The 20,987-nt window shown below is 64.2% G+C and carries 17 protein-coding genes; 12 read left to right on the top strand and 5 right to left on the bottom strand.

The genetic code is table 11. From position 1 onward, the window contains the following. Positions 1-55 precede the first annotated feature (55 nt). Positions 56-3,313, top strand: coding sequence for a carbamoyl-phosphate synthase large subunit (carB, locus tag I0K07_RS05840; RefSeq protein ID WP_203291905.1), 3,258 nt, complete (start codon positions 56-58; stop codon positions 3,311-3,313). 54 nt (positions 3,314-3,367) lie between these two features. After that, entirely contained in the window at positions 3,368-3,844 is a 477-nt protein-coding gene (gene greA, locus I0K07_RS05835) for a transcription elongation factor GreA (RefSeq protein WP_203291904.1), read from the top strand. A 384-nt stretch (positions 3,845-4,228) separates the two neighbouring features. Here the strand turns inward: greA and I0K07_RS05830 are convergent, their stop codons facing one another. Beyond that, positions 4,229-4,942 carry an outer membrane protein OmpK gene (locus tag I0K07_RS05830; RefSeq protein ID WP_203291903.1) on the bottom strand — a complete coding sequence of 238 codons (714 nt, stop codon included), beginning with the start codon at positions 4,940-4,942 and terminating at the stop codon, positions 4,229-4,231. Between the two features lie 176 nt (positions 4,943-5,118). Here I0K07_RS05830 and I0K07_RS05825 point away from each other — a divergent pair, with 176 nt between their 5' ends. The 4 genes from I0K07_RS05825 to I0K07_RS15955 are packed head-to-tail and all read left to right on the top strand — an operon-like array spanning position 5,119 to position 8,080. After that, on the top strand, positions 5,119-6,261 hold the full coding sequence (locus tag I0K07_RS05825) for a cytochrome c peroxidase (RefSeq protein ID WP_203291902.1): 1,143 nt from the start codon (positions 5,119-5,121) through the stop codon (positions 6,259-6,261). A 15-nt stretch (positions 6,262-6,276) separates the two neighbouring features. Next, entirely contained in the window at positions 6,277-6,918 is a 642-nt protein-coding gene (locus tag I0K07_RS05820; RefSeq protein WP_203291901.1) for a MotA/TolQ/ExbB proton channel family protein, read from the top strand. Beyond that, positions 6,915-7,349 (top strand): ExbD/TolR family protein, encoded by a 435-nt coding sequence (locus tag I0K07_RS05815; protein WP_203291900.1) that lies wholly within the window; start codon positions 6,915-6,917, stop codon positions 7,347-7,349. Before I0K07_RS05820 ends, I0K07_RS05815 begins: the two co-directional genes overlap by 4 nt. Beyond that, positions 7,346-8,080 carry a TonB family protein gene (locus tag I0K07_RS15955; protein WP_203291899.1) on the top strand — a complete coding sequence of 245 codons (735 nt, stop codon included), beginning with the start codon at positions 7,346-7,348 and terminating at the stop codon, positions 8,078-8,080. Before I0K07_RS05815 ends, I0K07_RS15955 begins: the two co-directional genes overlap by 4 nt. A gap of 60 nt (positions 8,081-8,140) precedes the next feature. Here the strand turns inward: I0K07_RS15955 and I0K07_RS05805 are convergent, their stop codons facing one another. The 3 genes from I0K07_RS05805 to I0K07_RS05795 form a co-directional block, all read right to left on the bottom strand. Further along, a complete protein-coding gene (locus I0K07_RS05805) occupies positions 8,141-10,639 on the bottom strand; it encodes a TonB-dependent receptor plug domain-containing protein (RefSeq protein ID WP_203291898.1) in 2,499 nt (832 codons plus the stop codon). Between the two features lie 173 nt (positions 10,640-10,812). Continuing rightward, positions 10,813-12,489: a M23/M56 family metallopeptidase gene (locus I0K07_RS05800; protein ID WP_203291897.1), complete on the bottom strand. Its 1,677-nt coding sequence runs from the start codon at positions 12,487-12,489 to the stop codon at positions 10,813-10,815. Beyond that, the gene (locus I0K07_RS05795; protein WP_203291896.1) at positions 12,486-12,872 is read right to left on the bottom strand and encodes a BlaI/MecI/CopY family transcriptional regulator; all 387 of its coding nucleotides are present in this window, start codon (positions 12,870-12,872) and stop codon (positions 12,486-12,488) included. The genes I0K07_RS05800 and I0K07_RS05795 overlap by 4 nt, the downstream gene beginning before the upstream one ends. A 121-nt stretch (positions 12,873-12,993) precedes the next feature. On the opposite strand from I0K07_RS05795, the gene I0K07_RS05790 reads away from it, so the two are divergent. The 6 genes from I0K07_RS05790 to I0K07_RS05765 all read left to right on the top strand — a co-directional run bounded on the left by I0K07_RS05790 (position 12,994) and on the right by I0K07_RS05765 (position 18,926). After that, entirely contained in the window at positions 12,994-13,965 is a 972-nt protein-coding gene (locus I0K07_RS05790; protein WP_203291895.1) for a mitochondrial fission ELM1 family protein, read from the top strand. Then, positions 13,965-14,405 carry a protein tyrosine phosphatase family protein gene (locus I0K07_RS05785; protein ID WP_203291894.1) on the top strand — a complete coding sequence of 147 codons (441 nt, stop codon included), beginning with the start codon at positions 13,965-13,967 and terminating at the stop codon, positions 14,403-14,405. Before I0K07_RS05790 ends, I0K07_RS05785 begins: the two co-directional genes overlap by 1 nt. Before the next feature lie 106 nt (positions 14,406-14,511). Continuing rightward, on the top strand, positions 14,512-15,456 hold the full coding sequence (gene trxB / locus I0K07_RS05780) for a thioredoxin-disulfide reductase (protein ID WP_203291893.1): 945 nt from the start codon (positions 14,512-14,514) through the stop codon (positions 15,454-15,456). Positions 15,457-15,599: 143 nt separating this feature from the next. After that, complete coding sequence (locus I0K07_RS05775; RefSeq protein ID WP_203291892.1) at positions 15,600-16,784, top strand: DUF547 domain-containing protein; 1,185 nt, start codon at positions 15,600-15,602, stop codon at positions 16,782-16,784. 130 nt (positions 16,785-16,914) lie between these two features. Then, entirely contained in the window at positions 16,915-17,907 is a 993-nt protein-coding gene (locus I0K07_RS05770) for an aldo/keto reductase (RefSeq protein WP_203291891.1), read from the top strand. A 125-nt stretch (positions 17,908-18,032) separates the two neighbouring features. Further along, positions 18,033-18,926: a LysR family transcriptional regulator gene (locus I0K07_RS05765; RefSeq protein ID WP_203291890.1), complete on the top strand. Its 894-nt coding sequence runs from the start codon at positions 18,033-18,035 to the stop codon at positions 18,924-18,926. Here I0K07_RS05765 and I0K07_RS05760 read toward each other — a convergent pair. Then, positions 18,923-20,326, bottom strand: a complete 1,404-nt coding sequence (locus tag I0K07_RS05760; RefSeq protein WP_203291889.1) for a methyl-accepting chemotaxis protein — start codon at positions 20,324-20,326, stop codon at positions 18,923-18,925. The genes I0K07_RS05765 and I0K07_RS05760 overlap by 4 nt on opposite strands. Between the last annotated feature and the right edge of the window lie 661 nt (positions 20,327-20,987).

Here is a 20,987-nt window from a genome sequence, read left to right as displayed (position 1 = left end):
CGCAACCGGGGAGCCGCGACAGGCGCGCGCGCACGCAGATGAAGGCCGAAGCCCCATGCCTAAACGCACAGACATCCAGTCGATCCTGATTATCGGCGCCGGTCCCATCGTTATCGGCCAGGCCTGCGAGTTCGACTATTCCGGTGTCCAGGCTGTGAAGGCGCTGAAATCCGAGGGCTACCGGGTCATCCTGGTGAACTCCAACCCGGCCACGATCATGACGGATCCGGAACTGGCCGACGCCACCTATATCGAGCCGATCACGCCGGAAATGGTCGCCAAGGTGATCGAGAAGGAACGCCCGGACGCACTGCTGCCAACCATGGGCGGCCAGACCGCGCTGAATTGCGCGCTGGAACTGGACAAGCGCGGCGTGCTGGACCTGTTCGGTGTCGAGATGATCGGCGCCAAGGCGGACGTCATCGACAAGGCGGAAAACCGCGAACGCTTCCGCCAAGCCATGGACAAGATCGGCCTGGAAAGCCCGCGTTCGCGCACGGTCCACTCCATGGCGGAAGCCGAAGCCGTTCTGCCGGAGATTGGCCTGCCGGCCATCATCCGCCCCTCCTTCACACTGGGCGGCACGGGCGGCGGCATCGCCTATAATATCGAGGAATACCAGGCCATCTGCAAAACCGGCCTGGATGCCTCCCCCGTCGATGAAATCCTGGTCGAGGAATCCATTGTCGGCTGGAAGGAATTCGAGATGGAAGTGGTCCGCGACAAGGCGGACAATTGCATCATCATCTGTTCGATCGAGAACGTCGATCCGATGGGCGTGCACACGGGTGACAGTATCACCGTCGCGCCGGCCCTGACCCTCACCGACAAGGAATACCAGATCATGCGCTCGGCCTCCCTGGCCGTGCTGCGCGAGATCGGTGTCGAGACCGGTGGTTCGAACGTGCAGTTCGCCGTCAATCCGGAAGATGGCCGCATGGTCGTCATCGAGATGAACCCGCGCGTCTCGCGCTCCTCGGCTCTGGCCTCCAAGGCGACCGGCTTCCCGATCGCCAAGGTCGCCGCGAAGCTGGCCGTCGGCTACACGCTCGACGAGATTGCCAACGACATTACCGATGGCGCCACGCCGGCCAGTTTCGAGCCGACCATCGACTATGTCGTCACCAAGATCCCGCGCTTTGCCTTCGAGAAGTATCCGGGCGCCGACAACCGCCTCTCCACCTCGATGAAATCGGTGGGCGAGGTCATGTCCATGGGCCGTTCCTTCCAGGAAAGTGTCCAGAAGGCCCTGCGCTCGATGGAAACCGGTCTGGACGGGTTCGACGAGGTGGAGATTGCCGGCGCCGACGAGGCTGCCAATGAGGACGCCCGCAAGGAAGCCGTGCGCGCCGCCCTCTCGGTCGCCACGCCGGACCGTCTGCGCGTCATCGCCCAGGCTTTCCGTGAAGGCCTCTCGGTTGATGAAGTCCAGGCCGCCTCGCTCTACGAGCCCTGGTTCCTGCGCCAGATCGAGGCCCTGATCCACGCCGAGGAAGACCTGACGACCTTCGGTCTGCCGGCTGACGCCGACGCCATGCGCAAGCTGAAATCCATGGGCTTCTCCGATGCCCGCATCGCCAAACTGGTGAAGATGGAAGAAGCCGAAGTGCGCAAGGCGCGCCGTGATCTCGGCGTCCGCCCGGCCTTCAAGCGCGTTGATACCTGCGCCGCCGAATTCTTCGCCGCCACGCCCTACATGTATTCCACCTATGAAACCCCGGCCTTCGGCGGTGTGGTGGATTGCGAGAGCGACCCGACGGACGCGAAGAAAGCCATCATCCTGGGCGGTGGTCCGAACCGGATCGGCCAGGGCATCGAGTTCGACTATTGTTGCTGCCATGCCGCCTTCGCCTTCGGCGAGATGGGCATTGAGTCGATCATGGTGAACTGCAACCCGGAAACCGTCTCCACCGACTACGACACCGCCGACCGTCTCTATTTCGAACCGCTGACCATCGAGGACACGCTCGAACTGATCGCGAAGGAACAGGAGAAGGGCGAGCTTCTGGGCGTCGTCGTCCAGTATGGCGGCCAGACCCCGCTGAAACTGGCCGGTGAGCTGGAAGCGGAAGGCGTGCCGATCCTCGGCACCGCGCCGGACGCGATCGACCTGGCCGAGGACCGCTGGCGCTTCAAGGACCTCCTGGACCGTCTGAACCTGAAACAACCGCCCAACGCGATTGCCTCCTCCGAGGAACAGGCCCGCACCGAGGCCGAAAAGCTGGGCTTCCCGCTCGTCCTGCGCCCCTCCTATGTGCTGGGCGGCCGGGCCATGGAAATCATCCGCGAGATCGACAGTTTCGACCGCTATCTGCGCGAAGCTGTCCATGTCTCCGGCAAGTCCCCGCTCCTGCTGGACCGCTATCTCACCGATGCTGACGAGGTTGATGTCGACGCGATCTGCGATGGCGAAGATGTCTGGGTGGCCGGCGTGATGCAGCACATCGAGGAAGCCGGCGTGCACTCCGGTGACAGTGCCTGCTCCCTGCCGCCCTATAATCTGCCCCAGGAAACGATCGACGAGCTGAAGGCGGAAGCCGTCGCCATGGCCAAGGCCATCGGCGTGAAGGGCCTGATGAACGTCCAGTTCGCCGTCAAGAATGGCGAGATCTACGTGCTGGAAGTGAACCCGCGCGCCTCGCGCACCGTGCCCTTCGTGGCCAAGGCCATCGGCCAGCCGGTCGCCAAGATCGCCGCCAAGGTGATGGCCGGCGCCAAGCTGAAGGAATTCGGCCTCAAGGATCCGGCACCGAAACACGTCTCCGTCAAGGAAGCCGTGATGCCCTGGGCCCGCTTCCCGGGCGTCGACCCGGTGCTAGGCCCGGAAATGCGCTCCACCGGTGAAGTCATGGGCATCGACACCATGTTCGAAGGCGCTTTTGCCAAAGCCGAACTGGGCGCCGGCGTCCGTCTGCCGCGCTCCGGCGGGGTCTTCATCTCGCTCAAGGAAGGCGACAAGACCGCCATGGTCGAGCCGGTCCGCGTGCTCGCCATGCTGGGCTTCAAAATCCTGGCCACGGCCGGCACCGCCACCGTCTTCGAGGATGCCGGCATTCCGGTCACCCGCGTCAACAAGGTGTTCGAGGGCCGTCCGCACATTGTCGACATGATGAAGAATGGCGAAGTCCAGCTCATCTTCAACACGACGGAAGGCCGCCAGTCGCATCTGGACAGCTATTCCATCCGCCGCACGGCACTGGACATGCGCATCCCCTGCTACACGACGGCGTCGGCCGCGCGGGCGGCGATTCTGTCCTTGCGCCGTATTGATGACGGAGCGCTTGAACCTGTGGCCCTGCAGACCTACTCTTGATGGTCAACTTCGTGGAGGCTAGCCTGACCTCCACTCCCGAAGATAAGTGGTCGTATGAACAAGATCCCGATGACCGTCGCCGGGCATAAAGCCCTCGACGAAGAGCTGAAACGTCTGAAATCCGTCGAACGCCCGGCGGTGATCGCCGCCATTTCCGAGGCGCGCGAACATGGTGACCTGTCCGAAAACGCGGAATATCACGCCGCCAAGGAACGACAGGGCTGGATTGAGGGCCGCGTCCAGGAGCTTGAGGACAAGCTCGCCCGCGCCCAGGTGATCGATGTCGCCAAAATGTCCGGCGACCAGGTCAAGTTCGGCGCCACCGTGACCGTGCTCGACGAGGATACGGAAGAAGAGTCGACCTACCAGATCGTGGGCGATGACGAGGCCGATGTGAAATCCGGCAAGATCTCCATCTCCTCCCCGATCGCCCGCTCCCTGATCAACAAGGAAGTCGGCGACGTCGCCGAGGTGAACGCCCCGGGCGGCCTGAAGAGCTATGAGATCATGGATGTGAGCTGGGCCCACTAGGCTGCAGGCTTCATCGCTGAAGTTTCAAACCGGCGCTCCCATGGGGCGCCGGTTTTGGTTTTTGGGGCTCCCCCACTTTCCCCACCAAAATCTCTTGCCGAGAGTCCGCCTCAGGGGTTCAGCCGGGTCAAGGGTGAAACCGTGGGATGGCGCTTCGCGCCCTTGACCCGGCTGAACCCCTGAGGCCCGCTGGCTGTCATGAGATTTAAGACGCAGACCGCGCGCCACTGTGGCCCTCCTCCCCCTTGATGGGGGAGGTGTCAGCCGCAGGCTGACGGAGGGGGTGGGGGCGAGGTTCGTCAGGTCAGACCGGGATTCACCCCTTCGACCCGATGCTTTGCATCGGCCCACTTCCCCATGAAATGGGGAAGAAAGGCGGTCACCTCACGGCAAAACAAACTTCACCTGCAATTGCGAGACACTTTCCGTCACACCCGGCACGCCGAACTTGTTGTGCCAGTACTGGTATTCCACACCGACCCAGACATGCTCCCAGGCCGGCACCTGCCAGAGAAGACGGGGCACGACGAGCTGGTGCTCTGTGCCGAAACCCTCCGCCCCGGCGAGATCCGCAAAGCCTTCCGTCAGGAAGCGCTGATCGCCGATCTGGAAGGGCCGGTTCCAGGCGAAATTGACCTGCCAGGTCGAGCCCGGACGTTGCGGGTCATCGCGGTGATAGGCGTGCAGTTTGAAGAAGGTGAAACCGGGCAGGTCCAGATCCACCGCCGCGCCATAAAGAAGCCGGTCCAGCCCCTCATCGCCCAGCTCCACATTGCCGGCCAGATAGACATCGCGCACCAGGCCGAAAGACCAGTCCTGTCCCGTCATCCGCGACAGGGAAAGACGCGGGGAGATCTCGCCATAGGCGCTGCGCTGGCCATCATCTCCGATGGTGAAATCCGCGAAGACAAAGAGATCGCCATAGCGCCAGCGATTGGCGTGTTCGAGCGTGATGATGGTCCGCTCGCGATCGCCCAGCTCATAGTCGAAGCCGCGCAGGAGCTGGACATTCTCGGTGTGGAATTCAATGAAATCCTGGGCGGAGGCCGGCGCCGTCATTATCCCGGCTGCCACCATCACCCCTGCCATGAACCGCATGCAAGCCTCCCCGGCTATTTCGTCGAAGACTAGCGGATCGTCGGCACGGCAGGCCAATCATATTGAAAACATGGCCGTCCGGGCCTGCCAGGCCGCACGTGCCCGATTGTCGCACACCTGCAGGCAGCAATTGCAAGTAAGTTGCAATTGCTTATACCGGACCCATGCAGACGCGTGTGTTCACATATCTGTTCCCCGGCTTCGCTGTGATGGCCTTGGCTGCATTGATCCTGGCCGGCCCGGCCATCGGCGCTCCCCAAAGCGATGCCGCGCCGGAACAGCCCGCCGAACCGCCGGTCTCCTGCGGCCCGCAGGTCTGCGCACAGGGCGCCGCCTTGCGCGGGGTTTATGAAGGTCCCAGCGCGGATTGGCCGGCCGCGCATGTGGACGCGGATATCGACTATGTCGAACTCGCCCCCCTGCCGCGCCCGGACGAGACGCATCCGGTTGACCCGGAACTGGCCGCACTGGGCGAACGCCTGTTCAATGATCCCGGCCTGAGTGCATCCGGCCAAATCAGCTGTGCCACCTGCCACAGCCCGCAAATGCGTTTTGCCGATCATTTGCGCACCTCATTCGGCCATGACCGCACGGCCGGAACCCGCAACACGCCCACCCTGCTCGACAAGGCCGGCCAGTCGCCGCTCATGTGGGATGGCGTCGCCTCTTCCCTGGCCGAACAGGCCATCCTGCCCATCCTCAATCCGGACGAGATGGCCGCCGATGCGATCAGCCTGCTCAACCGGATGAATGCCGACCCGGATTATCGCCATGATTTCCGCGATGTCCTGGGCGAAGACGCGGTTTCGCTGGAGGCCATGGCCGAGGCGCTTGCCGCCTTCCAGGTCACGCTCTACCGGCAGACACAATTCGACCGCTTCCTGCGCGGCGATCATGACCGGCTGACCGATCAGCAGGTCTTCGGCCTCCACCTGTTCCGCACCAGGGCGCGCTGCGCGAACTGCCATATGGGGCCACGCCTCACCGATGATGAATTCCACAATATCGGCCTGACCTATTATGGCCGCCGCTTCGAGGATCTGGGCCGCTATGCCGTTACCGGAGACCCGGATCATATCGGCGATTTCCGCACACCCAGCCTGCGCCATGTCGGCGAGACCGCGCCCTACATGCATAACGGCCTGTTCCCGCATCTGCGGGGCATTGTGAATATCTATGCGGCCGGCGGCGCCCGGCCCCAGCCGCGGGGCGAGCATGTCGGCGACCCGCTTTTTCCCAAAACCGATCCGCGCCTGCACCCGCTGGATCTGAGCCCGGAAGAACGCGATGCGCTCGCCGCCTTCCTGGAAAGCCTCTGACCGGGAGACACCCCCATGATCACCGACCTGCTGTCTCCGGATAATGGCTTGCTTGTGTGGACCCTGGTACCGCTGGCGGCCTGTTCCGTCATCGGCCTCGCCCTGATCCTGGACCGGCTTGTCATGGCGGCGACGACCCGGCGTGTCCCGCCCGCCCTGCGACGCCAGGTCGAGACCCGGCTCAATGCGGGCGATGTTGAGACTGCCGCCACGCTGTTGGCGGGCAGCCGCCCTTTCTTCCTGTCCGCGATCGAAACCGTGCTGAACCTGCGCGATGCCCCCAAAGCCCTGCGCGATGAAGCCGCCAGCCAGGCTCTGCGCGATGCGCTGCGCCCCCTCTCCCGACGCCGCAGCGGTCTGGTCACCTTGGCCGCCCTTGCCCCCATGCTGGGCCTGCTGGGAACCGTGATCGGCATGATGGCGGCCTTCCAGGGACTGGAGACGCATGACGGACCCGTCGACCCCTCCATTGTCGCGGGCGGGCTGTGGCAGGCCATGATCACCACGGCCGTCGGCCTGACCATTGCCATGCCCTGCATCCTGGCAAGCGCCTGGCTGAAATCCTGGACCGCGGATCGCGCCCGTCAGGCCGGCGCCCTGCTGACGCGCCTCTCCATCGCGGTGGAACTCCACGATCCGGAGCGCACAGCGCCATGATTTCCGCCGACGAGACCGGAGACGACCAGCCGGACAGCGAAGAGGAGAACGGGTCCGTTCTCACCCCGCTGGTCGATGTCGTCTTCATGCTCGTGGCCTTTTTGCTGCTGACCGCGAATGCCGCGCCCTTCACGCTGGAGGTCGACCTGCCCTCCGCCAACAGCGCCACGGCCGCGGATCCCGATCCGCACCGGATCGAACTCGGTGTGACGCAGGCGGGCTGGGTGCTGGACGGTCAGGTCCTGGCCAATGCCGACAGCGTTCGCGCCGCCCTGAATGGCCGTTTCGACGGTGCGGACGCGCCGCCGCTCATTCTCCTGGTCAACCGTGACCTTCCGGCCCAGACCCTGATCACCACTTTCGACCTGGCGCGCGAGGCCGGGGCCGGCCATGTCGATCTGGCGATCCACCCGGACAGCGCGACGCCGTGACGGCCCTCTCACGCTCCTCCCTGGGCGGCGTGGTCCTCGCCTCTCTGGCCCTGCACGGCGCCGTCGGCGCGGCGGTCTGGGTGGGCTGGTCCAGCTCGACACGCGACGACACTGTTGAAGCCGGGCAGATGCGGATCGCCCTGGGATCCAGAGGCGCCAGTGCCGGTCAGGCTGCCGCCGAGCCGGTCGTGCCCGAGCCCGTGGAAATGCCGGAGCCGCCGACTGAAGTGAGACCGGAGCCGATCCAGCCTCGACGCCGGGAAAACATCCGCCCCGCCATACCCGCCGCCCCTGAACCCGTAACGCCTGCCCCGGCCGAGCCGGTCAATGAGCCGGCCCCCGCACAGGTCGAAACCGTGCAGGGCGCGTCCGGCATCACGGGTGAAACCGAAGACAGCGACACGCCCCAGACACAGGACGCCCAGGCCGATCCCGGCTTTTCCGGTGCCGCCCGGTATGACGGCCTTGTTCTGGCCGCCCTGGAACGGGCGAAGCGCTATCCGGCCATGTCCCGCCAGCGCGGCGTGGAAGGCGTGGTGGGTGTTGTGTTCGAGATCGATCGGCTCGGCCGCGTGCTGGACGCGCGTTTGACCCATTCGTCCGGCTCCCGTCGCCTGGACAGGGCCGCCCTGGAGCAGATCACACGGGCTTCGCCCTTCCCGCCTGCTCCGCAGGAAGCGCCCTGGCAGACACGGCGCTTCGCCACGGAAATCCGCTTCTCCCTGCGCTGATCCGAACAAAAAGGCCCGGACGCGAACGTCCGGGCCCGATTGTCGCGATAACCGCCTGGCTCAATAGGTGTAATTCACACCCAGCCAGATGCTGCGGCCCTGTTGCCAGGGCGAGGACGAGGAATAGTCCGTATAGGGCAACTCGCTGAACAGATTGGTGATACGGGCTTCCAGACCCACCTGCCCGTATTCCGTTTCCGGCAGGGTGTAGAGGATGTTGAGGTCCGTCGTCAGGAAGGCCTCACGCACCTGTTCGCCATAGACGTCATAGCGGACGCCGTCCCGCGTTTCGTTCACGCCGGTATCAGCAATCGTCTCGTACTCATCACGCCAGGACAGCCACAGCGTTGTCGTCAGCGCATCATTGAACCAGGACGAGACCAGGCTGGCATTGGCCGTCAACGGCGTGGCGAAATTGGCCCGCGTACTGATCGCATTCACCTCAGCCAGAGCCAGGATCTCATCCTCATAGATCACAAGATCCGTCAGCAACTCCTCGGTATCCAGCTCGTCGAAATAATCGCCATAGCCTTCCGCGCGGGTCGTCGTGTCGGACCAGTTCACATTCAGGGTGAGCGCATGATTGCGCCAGCTGCCTGACCATTCAGCCGACAGGCCGAGATAATCGGTGTTGCCCTCATTCGACGGGAAGTAGACGCGGCGTGTGAAGGTGTCGCCATCGGCGGTCTCGTCCAGCGAGATGACCGGCTGGCGGACGATCTGGTCGCGGTGCCAGCGCTGGACGGCCTTGATCCGGCCCACACCAGTGAAAGCCGGGAAAGTCAGGGCCAGCGTGGCCTCGTCACTGTAAGGCGTTTCCAGATCGGCCTGGCGATAGCTGGACAGGCGGGTCACGCGGTTCAGCGTCCAATCGTCCGGCGAGTAGATGAGGTCCGTTCCGGAGACGACCGGGTCCCGGGTCTCCCGGATCAGATCCGGATAGGCTTCACGCAGGGCATAACCCACGAAGTCGCCGGCATAATAGCGGTTCAGACCACCCGTCAGCGTCCAGTCTTCGACGATCTGCCAGGCCGCGCTCAGACGTCCGGCCACATCGTGATTGTCCAGGAAATCATCATGCGTCCAGCGCAGACCTCCGCGCAGGGTCACCGGACCGAAGTCGCGCTCCTGCTCCAGCCAGGCTGAAGTCTGCATGATCTCTGCCTGGGCATCATAGGCGGCATAGACAAAGCGCGTCGGCAAAGCGATCTCGCCATCGATACAGGCCGGGTCATTGGCCGCATCGGCACAGACAACATTCGCATTATAGGTGCCGCGCGAATAGGCATAGGCGTCTTCCGTGCGCTGGCGACGGGCCTCCGTGAAGGACCATTCCGCGCCACCGCTCAGCGTGCCGCCGAGGAAGGGGCGTGTGAAGTCACCCTCCAGCTGAAGGTCACGCTGGTGTTGCTCCAGATCGCCAAACCCGCCGGAGGAACAATTCGTATTGGTGCAGTAGTCGATCGAGGGCGCATCGGAGTCGAAGGAGAAATTGGCTGCCGGTGCCTCGCGGCTCATGTCCGCGTCCAGATAAGCCAGCTGGATGGACCAGTCCGTCTCGCCGGTCTCGCCCGCCAGCTCGGTCCGGGCCGTCAGGCCGCCGCCATGCGTGGTGATCAGATTGTCGATCCCGTTCTGATTGGAGGCCTGGCTCTCATAGGGACTCCAGATCAGGGTCGAGTTCAGGCTCAGCGTGTCGGAGAAATCATAAACGCCTTTGACCAGCACATTGTCCGAGCTGGATTCCATGCCGCGAATGCCACCGCCATAGCCTTCGGAAACATTGTAATCGACCTCCGCTTCCTGGCGCGCCAGCGAGACCAGAAGGCCGAAACGCTCATTGACGGGAATGTCGACGCTGGCCTGGATACGCGTGCGCAGGAAAGTCGGCGGAGCGTCCGCACCGGTCACATCAATCCCGTCCTCATAGATGTAGTCGACCAGATCATCGCTGCGATAGCCGGCGCGCAGGGTGACACCGAATTCCTCGCCCGGATCCCGGACCTGGACATCCACGACACCGCCAGAAAAGTCGCCATAGCGCGCGGAGACATTGGAGTCGCGCAGCTCGATCGCACCGATCAGGCCCGGATCCAGGAACACCGTCTGCGAACCGGCACCGGCGATCTCATTATAGTTGTAGGGGTTGTCATTGGAGGTGTCGGTGACGTTGGAAATGCGCACACCGTCCAGCCGGAAGAGATTGTCATAGGGCTGCCCGCCGGCAATCGAGATCTCCGAGGGGCGCAGGTCCAGATAATTATCCCGGTCCACCTCGCCCTGATCGATATCGAAACGGACATTGGGCAGAAGGCGGACAATATCCATCGCATCCCCGGAACCGCTTTCATGCGCCGCAATGCCGGTTTCGCCGATCACGGAGACGCCGGTGTCGACCGGATCAAAACCGGTATAGGCCGGTGCCGGTGCCTGCGTGTCGACCACATCAACCGGTGCGAGCTGCACGGTTTCGCTGGCCGGATCATTGGTCTGGGCGAAGGCCGGCGCAGAAAAACCGACCAGGGCAGCCATCATCGCCACCCGGGAAATTGAACTCATAACTGAACCCCGCTTTTGAGAATGCGTCGCATCTATTATTGCGAAATATTCTCAATTGCAAGCAGAGTCCTGCAGTCCCCATTTCCCCAATTCGTTGCAAAGACAGACAAAATAGAAATCTGCGCAAAAAGGGCGGCCCGGCGGGACCGCCCTCCTCATCGCTGCAGACCGGATCAGTTCAGACCCGGCACATAGCCGCTGGGGTCAACCCGCTCGCCATTATGGTGCAGCTCGACATGCACGTGGGGACCGGTCGCCCGGCCGGTCGCACCGACACGGCCGATCTGCTCGCCCGCCATCACCTGATCGCCCACGCTGACATCAAAGCCTTCCATATGAGCATAGACGGTCTGCCAGCCATTGCCGTGATCGATCGCGACCGTATTGCCCCAGGCCTCCTGGCCCCGGAAACCGGCTTCGGCATGGACCACGACACCGGCACCCGGCGCGACAATCGGCGTGCCACGCTCGGCGGCAATGTCATAGCCATGGTGGAAATGCGGCGCTCCAGCCGGGCGCGAGGGCCGGGGGCCATAGGCCGAGGAAATCCGGCCTTGGGCCACGGCGTGCGTCAGGCTCGGCGCCACCGCATCAGCCGCTCCGAAGGAGGCATGGCCGGCATGGGCATCTTGCGGTGCCGAGACGGTGCTGGGGCCAAACACGACATTTTCGGCATGCACCGCGTGCGGGGCGCTGGGCGCATGTGCGGGATGCGGTGCCTGCACCGGCGCCGGTTCGGCATGGGCCAGCGGGGCCGGCTCGGCCACGGGCTCAACCGCCGGCTCTGCGGCCAGTTCCGGGCGCGGTTCGTGCGGCGCGTGGGCATGCAATTCCGGCTCGGTCAGGTGAACGGCATGCGGCGCAAGGGCCGTACGGCGTTCGGTGACGAGGGCCTGGGCACCGGCAATCGGCACGGCGGTGGCCAGCACGGTGGCGGCCAGCCAGACAGCCCGCCCCTTCCGCGCGGCCGACTGGGTCATGATGGCTTTGATACGCATTTCACGAAGTCTCCTGTTGGACGGTCCGAACGCGGAGACGGCAGGGGCCGCAGTCCGCATCATGTCGATCAGCGCGGCCGCATAGGCCTTGCGCTGTGCGCCCCCCAGCGCCTTCAACGTGTCCCGGTCGCAGGCCATTTCCCGCGCCGCATCCAATTCCCGCTCGATCTGGCGCAGCGGCCAGTGAAACCAGGCCAGTGCCAGCAGCGCTGATCCGATCAGCCGGTCGCGTTCATCCCCGCGCCGCAGATGGCACAGCTCGTGCGCCATGGCATATGTCAGCCCCTCAGCCGTGACAGTCGGATCGTCGGGCAGGACGACCACGCCGCGCCAGCCAGTGAGGAAGGGAGACACACCCGCCGGGCCGATCCGCAATTCCGGCGCACGCACGCCAATCCGGCGGGCCATCGCCTCGAAGGGTCGGCGCTCCTCATGGCTCGCCTCGCGGCTGCGCGCCAGAAGCGCGCGGCGGGCGAGATGCCGGCTGATGCAGGCAATCAGCATGGTCGCCAGTCCGGCCAGATAGACGGCCAGCGCCAGATCCGTCATCGGCAGTTCAAAACCCGGCGCCGAGAAACCGGCAGGACTGGCTTCGACGACAGCGGATGCAGACTGCGCTACCGGCGGCAAGAAGAGTCCGGGTCCGGCCGGCTGATCCAGGGATTGGGGGACGAGATAGATCAGCGGAGCCAGACCCAGGGGCAGAAGCGCGACCAGGCGCGCCATCCGCCAGACACTGACCTCGGCGCCCGCGATCTGGTGACGCAAGGCCCGCACAAGCAGCCAGGCCGCCAGGCCGGACAGGAGGGAGAGCCCGGCCCCGGTCATGAGAGCCTGAAGCAGCGTGTTCATGCGCCCGCCTCCTCATCCGGCCCGGTTTCCAGCAGCCGGCTGAGGGCCTCGGCTTCCTCTTCGGAGAAGAGTTTGCTGCCAGCGAAGGCCGTGCCCGGCAGCGGGCCGTCCATGTCGAGAACATTCGCCGCAAAGTCGCGGATCATCCGGCTCATCAGGGAGACTTTCTCGACCTGTGCCTCGAAGACCGAAAGCCCGTGCACATCCTTGCGCAGGATCAGGCCCTTCTCCGTCATCCGGGTCAGCAGGGTGCGGGTGGTGGAATAGGACCAGCCCGTCGCCGCGGCGATCCCGTCCTGGACTTCCCGGGCGCTTTGCGGACCGCGTGCCCACAAATGTTTCAAAACGGCCAGTTCGGCTTGGGATGGCGGTGTAGAGCTCACGACAGGAACCACGCAGTTGCTACAAACGTCGCACCATGTGACACACGTAACACGCCCCTGTCAACACCCCGGCCCCGCCACAGTCTTGACGCTGGGACAGCACGCCTTTCTAAGTCTGTGCATGTCGACGCCAAATGCCGAACCCCATACGCCCACGATCTGGGTTGTCTCTGATGGACGACGCGGAATTGAGAATCAGGCCCTGGGCCTGGCCGAAGCCGTGTCAGACGCTCTGGGCGGCGTCTTCCAGATCGAGCGCGTTGTGGTGCACAAGGGCGGGCTTGTGGCCCTGCCCGCCGCTTCGCATCCGGACATCTGGATCGGCTGCGGCCGCGCCGCCATCCCGCTGGCCCGCAAACATCGCCGGATCTTCCCGGACACGTTCTTTGTCTATGTCCAGGATCCGCGCGGCCATTATGGCGAATTCGACCTGATCATCGCGCCCGATCATGACCGGCTGAAACGTCCCAATGCGATTTCGATGATCGGCTCGCCCAACCGGATTTCCCGCGCCAAGCTGGACGAAGGCCGTGCCGAATTCGCCGCGCAGATCGACGCCCTGCCCGCACCACGCGCCGCCGTCCTGATCGGCGGCGCCTCCAAACGCTTCAAGGTGACACCGCAGATCGCCGACTATCTGGAACAGCGGCTTGATGACCTTCTCGCGCTGGATGTCAGCCTGATGCTGACCGTCTCGCGCCGCACGCCGGACGCCATCCGGGATCGCCTGGCCGAACGCTTCGCCGATCGCGAGCGCGTCTGGTTCTTCGACGGTGACGGCCCCAATCCCTATTTCGCCTTCCTCGCTGCGGCCGACTGGATTTTCGTGACCGAGGAATCGACCAATATGCTGCTGGAGGCTGGCGCGACGGGTGCGCCGGTCTACGTCCTGCCCATGGCCGGGGATCCGGGCAAGTTCGCCCGCCTGCATGCCGCCCTGGAAGGACGCGATATCACACGGCCCTATCTGGGCCGGCTGGATCGCTGGACCTATGCGCCGCTCGCGGAGACCGGCCGCATGGCCCAGGCCCTGATCCGGCGCTGGCGGGCCGACCAACCGGCGGTCGCCAAACGGATTGAGGAGACTGCCTGATGGCACCGGAAGGAAACAATATCGTCTGCCGCCATGGCCGGATCTGGCTGGCCGGCCAGCCCATGGACACGGATATCCGCGCCTGGGCCGATGCCGGGGTCAAACTCGTCATCAATTCGCGCACGCCCGAAGAGATCGCCCAACTTCCCTTCGACCATGCCGCCGAAGTGAAGGCCTGCGGCATGAAATACGTCGAAATGCCGATCGGCGGCCCCTATGGCGCCAACCCGATCCACACCGCCGAACTGGCGCATTTGCTGGAGACCGAGCCGGGCAATATCGTCCTGCACTGCCGCACCGGGACCCGCTCGGCGCACCTTTACGCCGCGCATCTTCTCGCCACCGGCCAGGCCGGCGGCAACCCGTTCGAGACGATGGGCTGGCCCGGACCGGCCGACCCGTCCATGGTCCGCGCCCTCATCCCCGCCAATTCCGCATAGCCCGCTTGCTGCGGCCCGCCCTGCACGGGGCGGGAAAGCCCCTATATAAGGCCCACAAACTCCGGCGCGACCGCGCGCTGCCAGACCAGACATCAAAGGTGAAACCATGTCCGAGACGCGTCACTCGCGCCTGATCATCATCGGCTCCGGCGCTGCCGGCTATACCGCCGCCATCTATGCCGCCCGCGCGATGCTGGAACCGGTCCTGATCGCCGGCCTGCAGCCGGGTGGCCAGCTGACCATCACCACGGAAGTCGAGAATTATCCCGGCTTCGCCGATGTCATCCAGGGTCCCTGGCTGATGGAACAGATGCGCGAACAGGCCGAAAAGGTCGGCACGGAAATGGTGTCCGACATCATCGTCGAAGCCGACCTCAAAACGCGCCCCTTCGTGCTCAAGGGCGATAGCGGCACCACCTACACCGCCGACAGTGTGATCATCGCCACCGGCGCCCAGGCCAAATGGCTGGGCCTGGAGAGCGAGCAGAAATTCCAGGGCTTTGGCGTCTCCGCCTGCGCGACCTGTGACGGGTTCTTCTATCGCGGCAAGGAAGTCGTCGTGGTCGGCGGCGGCAATACCGCCGTGGAGGAAGCCCTCTTCCTCACCAATTTCGCCTCCAAGGTCACCCTGGTGCACCGCCGCGACAACCTGCGCGCGGAGAAGGTGATGCAGGAACGCCTGTTCAAGAATGAAAAAGTCGAGATCGTCTGGGACAGCGCCGTCGAGGAAGTCCTGGGCGAGATGGATCCGCCCGGCGTCACCGGCGTCCGTGTGAAGAACGTCAAGACCGGCGAAACGACCGACATCCCGGCCCACGGCTTCTTTGTCGCCATCGGCCACGCCCCGGCCACCGAACTCTTCATCGACCAGCTGCCGACCAAGGACGGCGGTTATCTGGAGGTGGAAGCCGGCACGCCCAAGACCGCGATTCCGGGCGTCTTCGCCGCCGGTGACGTCACCGATGATGTCTACCGCCAGGCCGTCACCGCGGCCGGCATGGGCTGCATGGCCGCTCTGGAAGCCGAGCGTTATCTGGCCGGGCTGGAATAGCGCCCTACATCCGCCGCAGCAGGATCAGATTGGGGGGACGCCTGAAAAAAGCGTCCCTCTTACCGATGCGTCATGCGGATGTAAGTTTGCTACAAGATGAGACACTCTAGACGTGTCCAAGCTACAGGCTTGAGGGTTACAGTATGAAACGCGCACTTTTGGTCAGCCTCGCCGCCGCCCTGCTGGGCAGCACGAGCGCCCTGGCATCCACACCGGTCACCTATCCGCAATTCCAGGCGTCCAATGAGGACTCCCAGCGCCATGTCGATTATGGCGTCTGGTCCGACCTTCTGCATGACTTCGTGCTGAATGTGCCGATCATGGATCGTGAGCCGGAGCGCCGCCGCTCGATCTCGACGGGTTCGCGCGTCTCTTCGGCCAATGAATCCCGCTATCGCTATGAAGCGAACCGCATCGCCTATCACCTCATGTCCGACGAGTACAAAGCGGCCATCTCGGATTATCGCCGGGATCTGGAAGCCCTGCCGGAACAGATCGACCTGGCCTCCCTGCCGCGCGATGAACAGCTCGCCTACTGGATGAACCTCCACAATGTGGCCGTGGTCGAGCAGGTCATGCTCAACTACCCCTTCACCTATGTGAACCGCCAGAATGCGCACGGCACGCGCGACGACCTGTTCGAGGCCAAAATCCTCACGGTCGCCGGCGTCCCGCTCAGCCTGAACGATATCCGCATCCGCATCGTCTATGAGAATTGGGACGATCCGCGGGTCATCTACGGCTTCTTCAATGGGGCCATTGGCGGCCCGGAACTGGCGCGCGACGCCTTTGACGGCAACCAGATCTGGCGTCAGCTGGACCGCAATGCGAACGAGTTCGTGAACTCCCTGCGCGGCGTCGAAGTGTCCCGCAGCGCGCTGCGTGTCTCGCACATCTATGACGAGGCTGCGCCCTATCTGTTCGAGAATTTCGAGGCCGATCTGCGCGCCCATCTTCGCACCTATGCGAATGAGGAAACCGCTGAACAGCTTGCCGGCAACCGCCCCGTGCGGGCCGATGTCGAGGAATGGCATATTGCCGACCTCATCAATGGCTCCTCGCGCTGCACCGGCCCGGGCGGGCATACGACGATGTATTCCAGCGCGCCGGAAGGCAATCTGGGCTCTCGCGACGCCATTCCCGCCAGCTGCTCCTCCAACCTGCCGACCAATGCGCTGATGCTGCTCAATGCGGTCCAGGAACGCCGGATCGAGCTTCTGGAAGAGGGCCGCTATGGTGAGGTCTTCACCGTGGATCTGCCGACCGTGGACCCGGATGAGCGTCCGGCTGACACGGCGGATAGCCAGTCCAGCAACGACGATCGGTAGCATTACACACCCACGCATGGGCATACCAAATTTTCGAATTATCCCCGAAGCGGGATAAATGCTATCCTGTGTCTCCATACTGAATAGGAGATGGCTCGTCAGAAGCCGTCCCGCATCGGGAGAGAGACACATGATCAAGCGAGAAATCGGCCATTCCGGCCTGTTTGTGAATCCGGTCGGTCTGGGCTGTATGGGCCTGTCGGAATTCTATGGCCCGGCGGTGACGGTTGAAGCAGGTGTCAGCCTGCTTCATTCCGCCATTGATGAAGGCGTCAATCACTTCGACACGGCCGAGCTTTACGGCATGGGCGCCAATGAGCGCCTGCTGGGTGAAGCTTTCCATGATCGCCGCGACAAGGTGATCATCGCCACCAAGTTCGGCCCCACACGCGATCCCAAGACCGGTGCCATGACCGGTGTCGACGGTTCGGAAAAGAATATGCGCCGCGCGGTCGAGCAATCGCTCAAGCATCTGCGCACCGATTATATCGACCTCTACTATCTCCACCGCGTCGACCTCGACACGCCGATCGAGGAAACCGTCGGCGCGATGGCCAAACTGGTGGATGAGGGCAAGGTCCGCGCCCTGGGCCTGTCGGAAGCCTCCGGTGCCACTCTGGTGAAGGCGAACGCCGTCCATCCCATCGCCGCCCTGCAGTCAGAATATTCCATCTTCAGCCGCGATATCGAAGACACCCAGCTCGGCGGCGTGCGTGAGATCGGCGCCTCCCTGGTGGCCTATTCCCCGCTGGGCCGGGGCATGCTGACCGGTGCCTTCACCCGCGACCACAAACCCGCCGATGGCGATTTCCGCCGCGGCCAGTTCCAGCCGCGCTTTGCCGAAGGCGCCTATGAAGCCAATCTCGACCTCGTCGAGGAAGTGAAGGCCGTTGCCGACGCGCTCGGCGCCACGCCGTCACAAGTGGCCCTGGCCTGGGTTCTGGGCCGCGGCGAGGACATCCTCACCATTCCGGGCACAACCAAGCTGGCCAATCTGGAAACCAATCTCGGTGCGCTGGAATTGCGGCTCACCGACAACCAGACCGAACGCCTCAACGCCCTGGCCGACAAGGTCAGCGGTGCGCGTTATCCCTCCGCGCGTTCGGCCAATATCAACGCCTGATTCCTCCCCCTGGCGTTGGCAAGCCGGCCCCGGTGAGGGCCGGCTTGCGCATTTCTGTCTCGCGATTTGACCGTATGCCGATAGAGTGGCACTCCACTCATCTGATTCCGGCAGGGGGCGGGGCCATGGACTGGGACAAGCTGAAAACCTTCCACGCCGCCGCAATGGCCGGCTCACTCACCAAGGCCGCCGAAATGCTGGGCCTGTCGCAATCGGCCGTATCGCGCCAGATTGCCGCCCTGGAAGATGATCTCGGCGTCACCCTCTTCCACCGCCATGCGCGCGGCCTGATCCCCACCGAGCCGGGCAATCTCCTCTACGAGGCAGCCCACGAGATCCATGGCAAGGTCGCCATCGCCGAGGCCCGCGTGCACGATGCCCGCGATGAGCCCTCCGGCGAGTTGAAGGTCACAGCCCCCACCGCGCTCGGCGCGATCTGGCTGGCTCGCCGGCTGGAAGAGTTTCACATCCAGTATCCCGGCATCCGCATCCGCCTGATGCTGGACGATCACGAGCTGGATCTCGCCGGGCTGGAAGCCGAGGTCGGCATCCGCCCCTGGCCCTCCACCCAGAATGACCTGGTCCAGCGCAAGCTGATGTCCGTGCGCCAGCACCTCTATGCCAGCCATGACTATCTGGAAAAGCATGGCACGCCGCAAACGCCGGAAGACCTCGATGATCACCCGATCATCCATTACGGCCCGCCACAACTGGCTCCGATCCCGGGCCTGGACTGGGCCGCCAAGGTCGGCCGCCCCGAAGGCGAGGCCCCGCGCCCGGCCGTGATCGAAGTGAATACGATCTATGGCGTGATGAAAGCTGTGGAGGCGGGCATGGGCGTCGCCGCCCTGCCCGATTATGTCGCGCGCGAGAATGCCAATCTGGTCGAGATCCTTCCCGATGTGGAAGGGCCCGATTTCGAGGTCTATTTCGTCTATCCCAGCGAGCTGCGCGGTTCGCGCCGGATCGTCGCCTTCCGCGACTTCCTGATCGAACAGGCCCGGCGCTGGGAGAGCTAGCGGTTCAGCAGCGCATCCAGCAGCTTGACTACTTCGGCTGACGCCTTGTCCATCCGGTCATAGGCAGCCATGGCGCCCAGCTTGTCGCCGGCCTTGCAGCAGCGGGCCGCTTCCTTGCCCTCTGCATGGACACGGGCGTGCGGTGCTTCCAGCGCCTCAAAGGCCGGATGCCCCAACAGGGAGGCATCCTCGACCTGGTCATACCATTTGCCCAGGCGGCAGGCGTGGTGATCCGCAAGCTCCGACGGATCAATCGCTTCGCGGCCCACCAGGACCTCGGCGAGACGCTTCTTCCAGATCAGATGGTCCGACTTGGCGCGGAAGAGCACGTAATCATCAATCGTGCGCGCGTCATATTCCGCAAAGCTCTGCTCGACCACGCGCTCGGACGCCGCAACGGCCTCGATGACTTCCTCGGTCCGGCCGCTGGCATTGTGGGCGGCCTGGGCGACACCAGCGACGCCATTGGCCAGCTCGCTCGTGGCCTGGGCCTGTTCGCTCATCAGCTTGGCGATCTCATCAACCAGGCTGGCGCTCTCCTGGACATAGCTGACGCCCTTCTGCACGCCTTCGGCGGCGCGGCCGGCCGCTGACATGCCCTTGTCCACCGCGGCGACGGACCCGTCGACCGCGTGGACAATCCCCACGACCTCGCCATGCAGGCGCTCGATCCGCTCGCGGATATCGCCCGTGGCTTTCTCGGTCTGGGCCGAAAGAGCCTTCACCTCACCGGCCACCACGGCAAAACCGCGCCCGGCCTCGCCCGCACGGGCGGCTTCAATCGTGGCATTCAGGGCGAGAAGATTGGTCTGGCCGGCAATGGCGGAAATCGTCTCGAGGATTTCGGAGATCTGCTGGGAGGCCGCATCCAGCGCCTCGACCCGGTTGGAAATGTCCTGATAGGCCGCGCTGATCCGCTCCATCTGCTGGGCGGACTGTTTCACATCCTCCAGCCCCTGGCCGGACTCATCGACGCCATCGCGCAAGGTGCCGGACGCCGTTTCCGACAATCCGCTGATCTGGCGGATGGAGGCATCCAGCTCCTCGATCGCCGCCGACATGGATTGGGCCCGCTGGTCGACCTCGCGGATATCGCCCGTGGCGCGCGAAACCGAGGCCATGGCGACACTGGCTTCCATGGAGAAGCTTACCGCGCGGGACAGGCCGGACCGGTCGCGCAGCTTCAGGCTTTCAGACAGGGAATCCACCGCCGCAGCGATATCCGCCGGCAGATCGCCAATCGCCGGAACCTCACCCGCTTCCAGGGCGTGCAGGGCATGGATCAGATCCTGCGACCAGCCATTGTGACCAACAGGCTGCATCACCGGCTTGGACACCGTCTCCGCCTCTTCGCAGTCCGTCATGGCGACAGCCGCATTGCCGCGTCCGAAATTGAACATCTTGCCCCCAAAGCCGTGCAAATCGAACGGGGAGGTGTCGGGTGGTCCGCTTAACAAAAGGTAGCCCCGCCGCAACGGTTTGCAGCGTTTTGCCACCGCGGCCGCATTGCGGCGGATGCGAAGAGAATGCATGGCGAGAATGTGGCGAGCCCGCATTTTCGCATAACTGACATGATGCGATAGGCCTTCTGCTTCCTTCGCGGATGCAGCATATAGACACCCGACGCGGCGGAGACGCTGCGCCTCAGAAATCCCCTTCTGAGTTTTCGCACGCCCTCTCCTCCCCATATTGGCGTGCGACATCGCGCCGGACCCCGTCTCCTCCCCCTTGAATGGGTCCGGCGCCATCTAATTCGGGCTACCCCGCCCGCTTCATACTTCAAACCCCGGTCCTTGATGGACCGGGGTTTTTTCTTTTAGGTCCGAACGAGAGAGAGGGGCGAGGGGTTTTCTTTTTCTTCCCCACCCCGTGGGGAAGTGGGCCGATGCGCAGCATCGGGTCGATGGGGCGCCGCCGAAGGCGGCGAAGCCTGCCCGTCTTCAGACAGCCAACCGCCGCACGCTGTGCGGCGGCCCCTCCACCGCTTCGCGGTCCCCCTCCCCAACGAGGGCCAGCGCCCCGCACGCGGTGCATGCCGAAAATGTCGTGTTTGGCCCCAGC

The organism is Maricaulis parjimensis, from assembly GCF_016817355.1.
Classification (GTDB): Bacteria; Pseudomonadota; Alphaproteobacteria; order Caulobacterales; family Maricaulaceae; genus Maricaulis; species Maricaulis parjimensis.
This window is presented reverse-complemented; position numbering and strand designations above follow the sequence as displayed.

Coding starts and splice junctions, on each gene's coding strand:
- I0K07_RS05815 (WP_203291900.1), top strand. CDS start 6,915: ATGATTTCCGCCGACGAGACCGGAGACGACCAGCCGGACAGCGAAGAG.
- carB (WP_203291905.1), top strand. CDS start 56: ATGCCTAAACGCACAGACATCCAGTCGATCCTGATTATCGGCGCCGGT.
- greA (WP_203291904.1), top strand. CDS start 3,368: ATGAACAAGATCCCGATGACCGTCGCCGGGCATAAAGCCCTCGACGAA.
- I0K07_RS05765 (WP_203291890.1), top strand. CDS start 18,033: ATGGACTGGGACAAGCTGAAAACCTTCCACGCCGCCGCAATGGCCGGC.
- I0K07_RS05785 (WP_203291894.1), top strand. CDS start 13,965: ATGGCACCGGAAGGAAACAATATCGTCTGCCGCCATGGCCGGATCTGG.
- trxB (WP_203291893.1), top strand. CDS start 14,512: ATGTCCGAGACGCGTCACTCGCGCCTGATCATCATCGGCTCCGGCGCT.
- I0K07_RS05760 (WP_203291889.1), bottom strand. CDS start 20,326: ATGTTCAATTTCGGACGCGGCAATGCGGCTGTCGCCATGACGGACTGC.
- I0K07_RS05770 (WP_203291891.1), top strand. CDS start 16,915: ATGATCAAGCGAGAAATCGGCCATTCCGGCCTGTTTGTGAATCCGGTC.
- I0K07_RS05820 (WP_203291901.1), top strand. CDS start 6,277: ATGATCACCGACCTGCTGTCTCCGGATAATGGCTTGCTTGTGTGGACC.
- I0K07_RS05830 (WP_203291903.1), bottom strand. CDS start 4,942: ATGCGGTTCATGGCAGGGGTGATGGTGGCAGCCGGGATAATGACGGCG.
- I0K07_RS05805 (WP_203291898.1), bottom strand. CDS start 10,639: ATGAGTTCAATTTCCCGGGTGGCGATGATGGCTGCCCTGGTCGGTTTT.
- I0K07_RS05790 (WP_203291895.1), top strand. CDS start 12,994: ATGTCGACGCCAAATGCCGAACCCCATACGCCCACGATCTGGGTTGTC.
- I0K07_RS05775 (WP_203291892.1), top strand. CDS start 15,600: ATGAAACGCGCACTTTTGGTCAGCCTCGCCGCCGCCCTGCTGGGCAGC.
- I0K07_RS05800 (WP_203291897.1), bottom strand. CDS start 12,489: ATGAACACGCTGCTTCAGGCTCTCATGACCGGGGCCGGGCTCTCCCTC.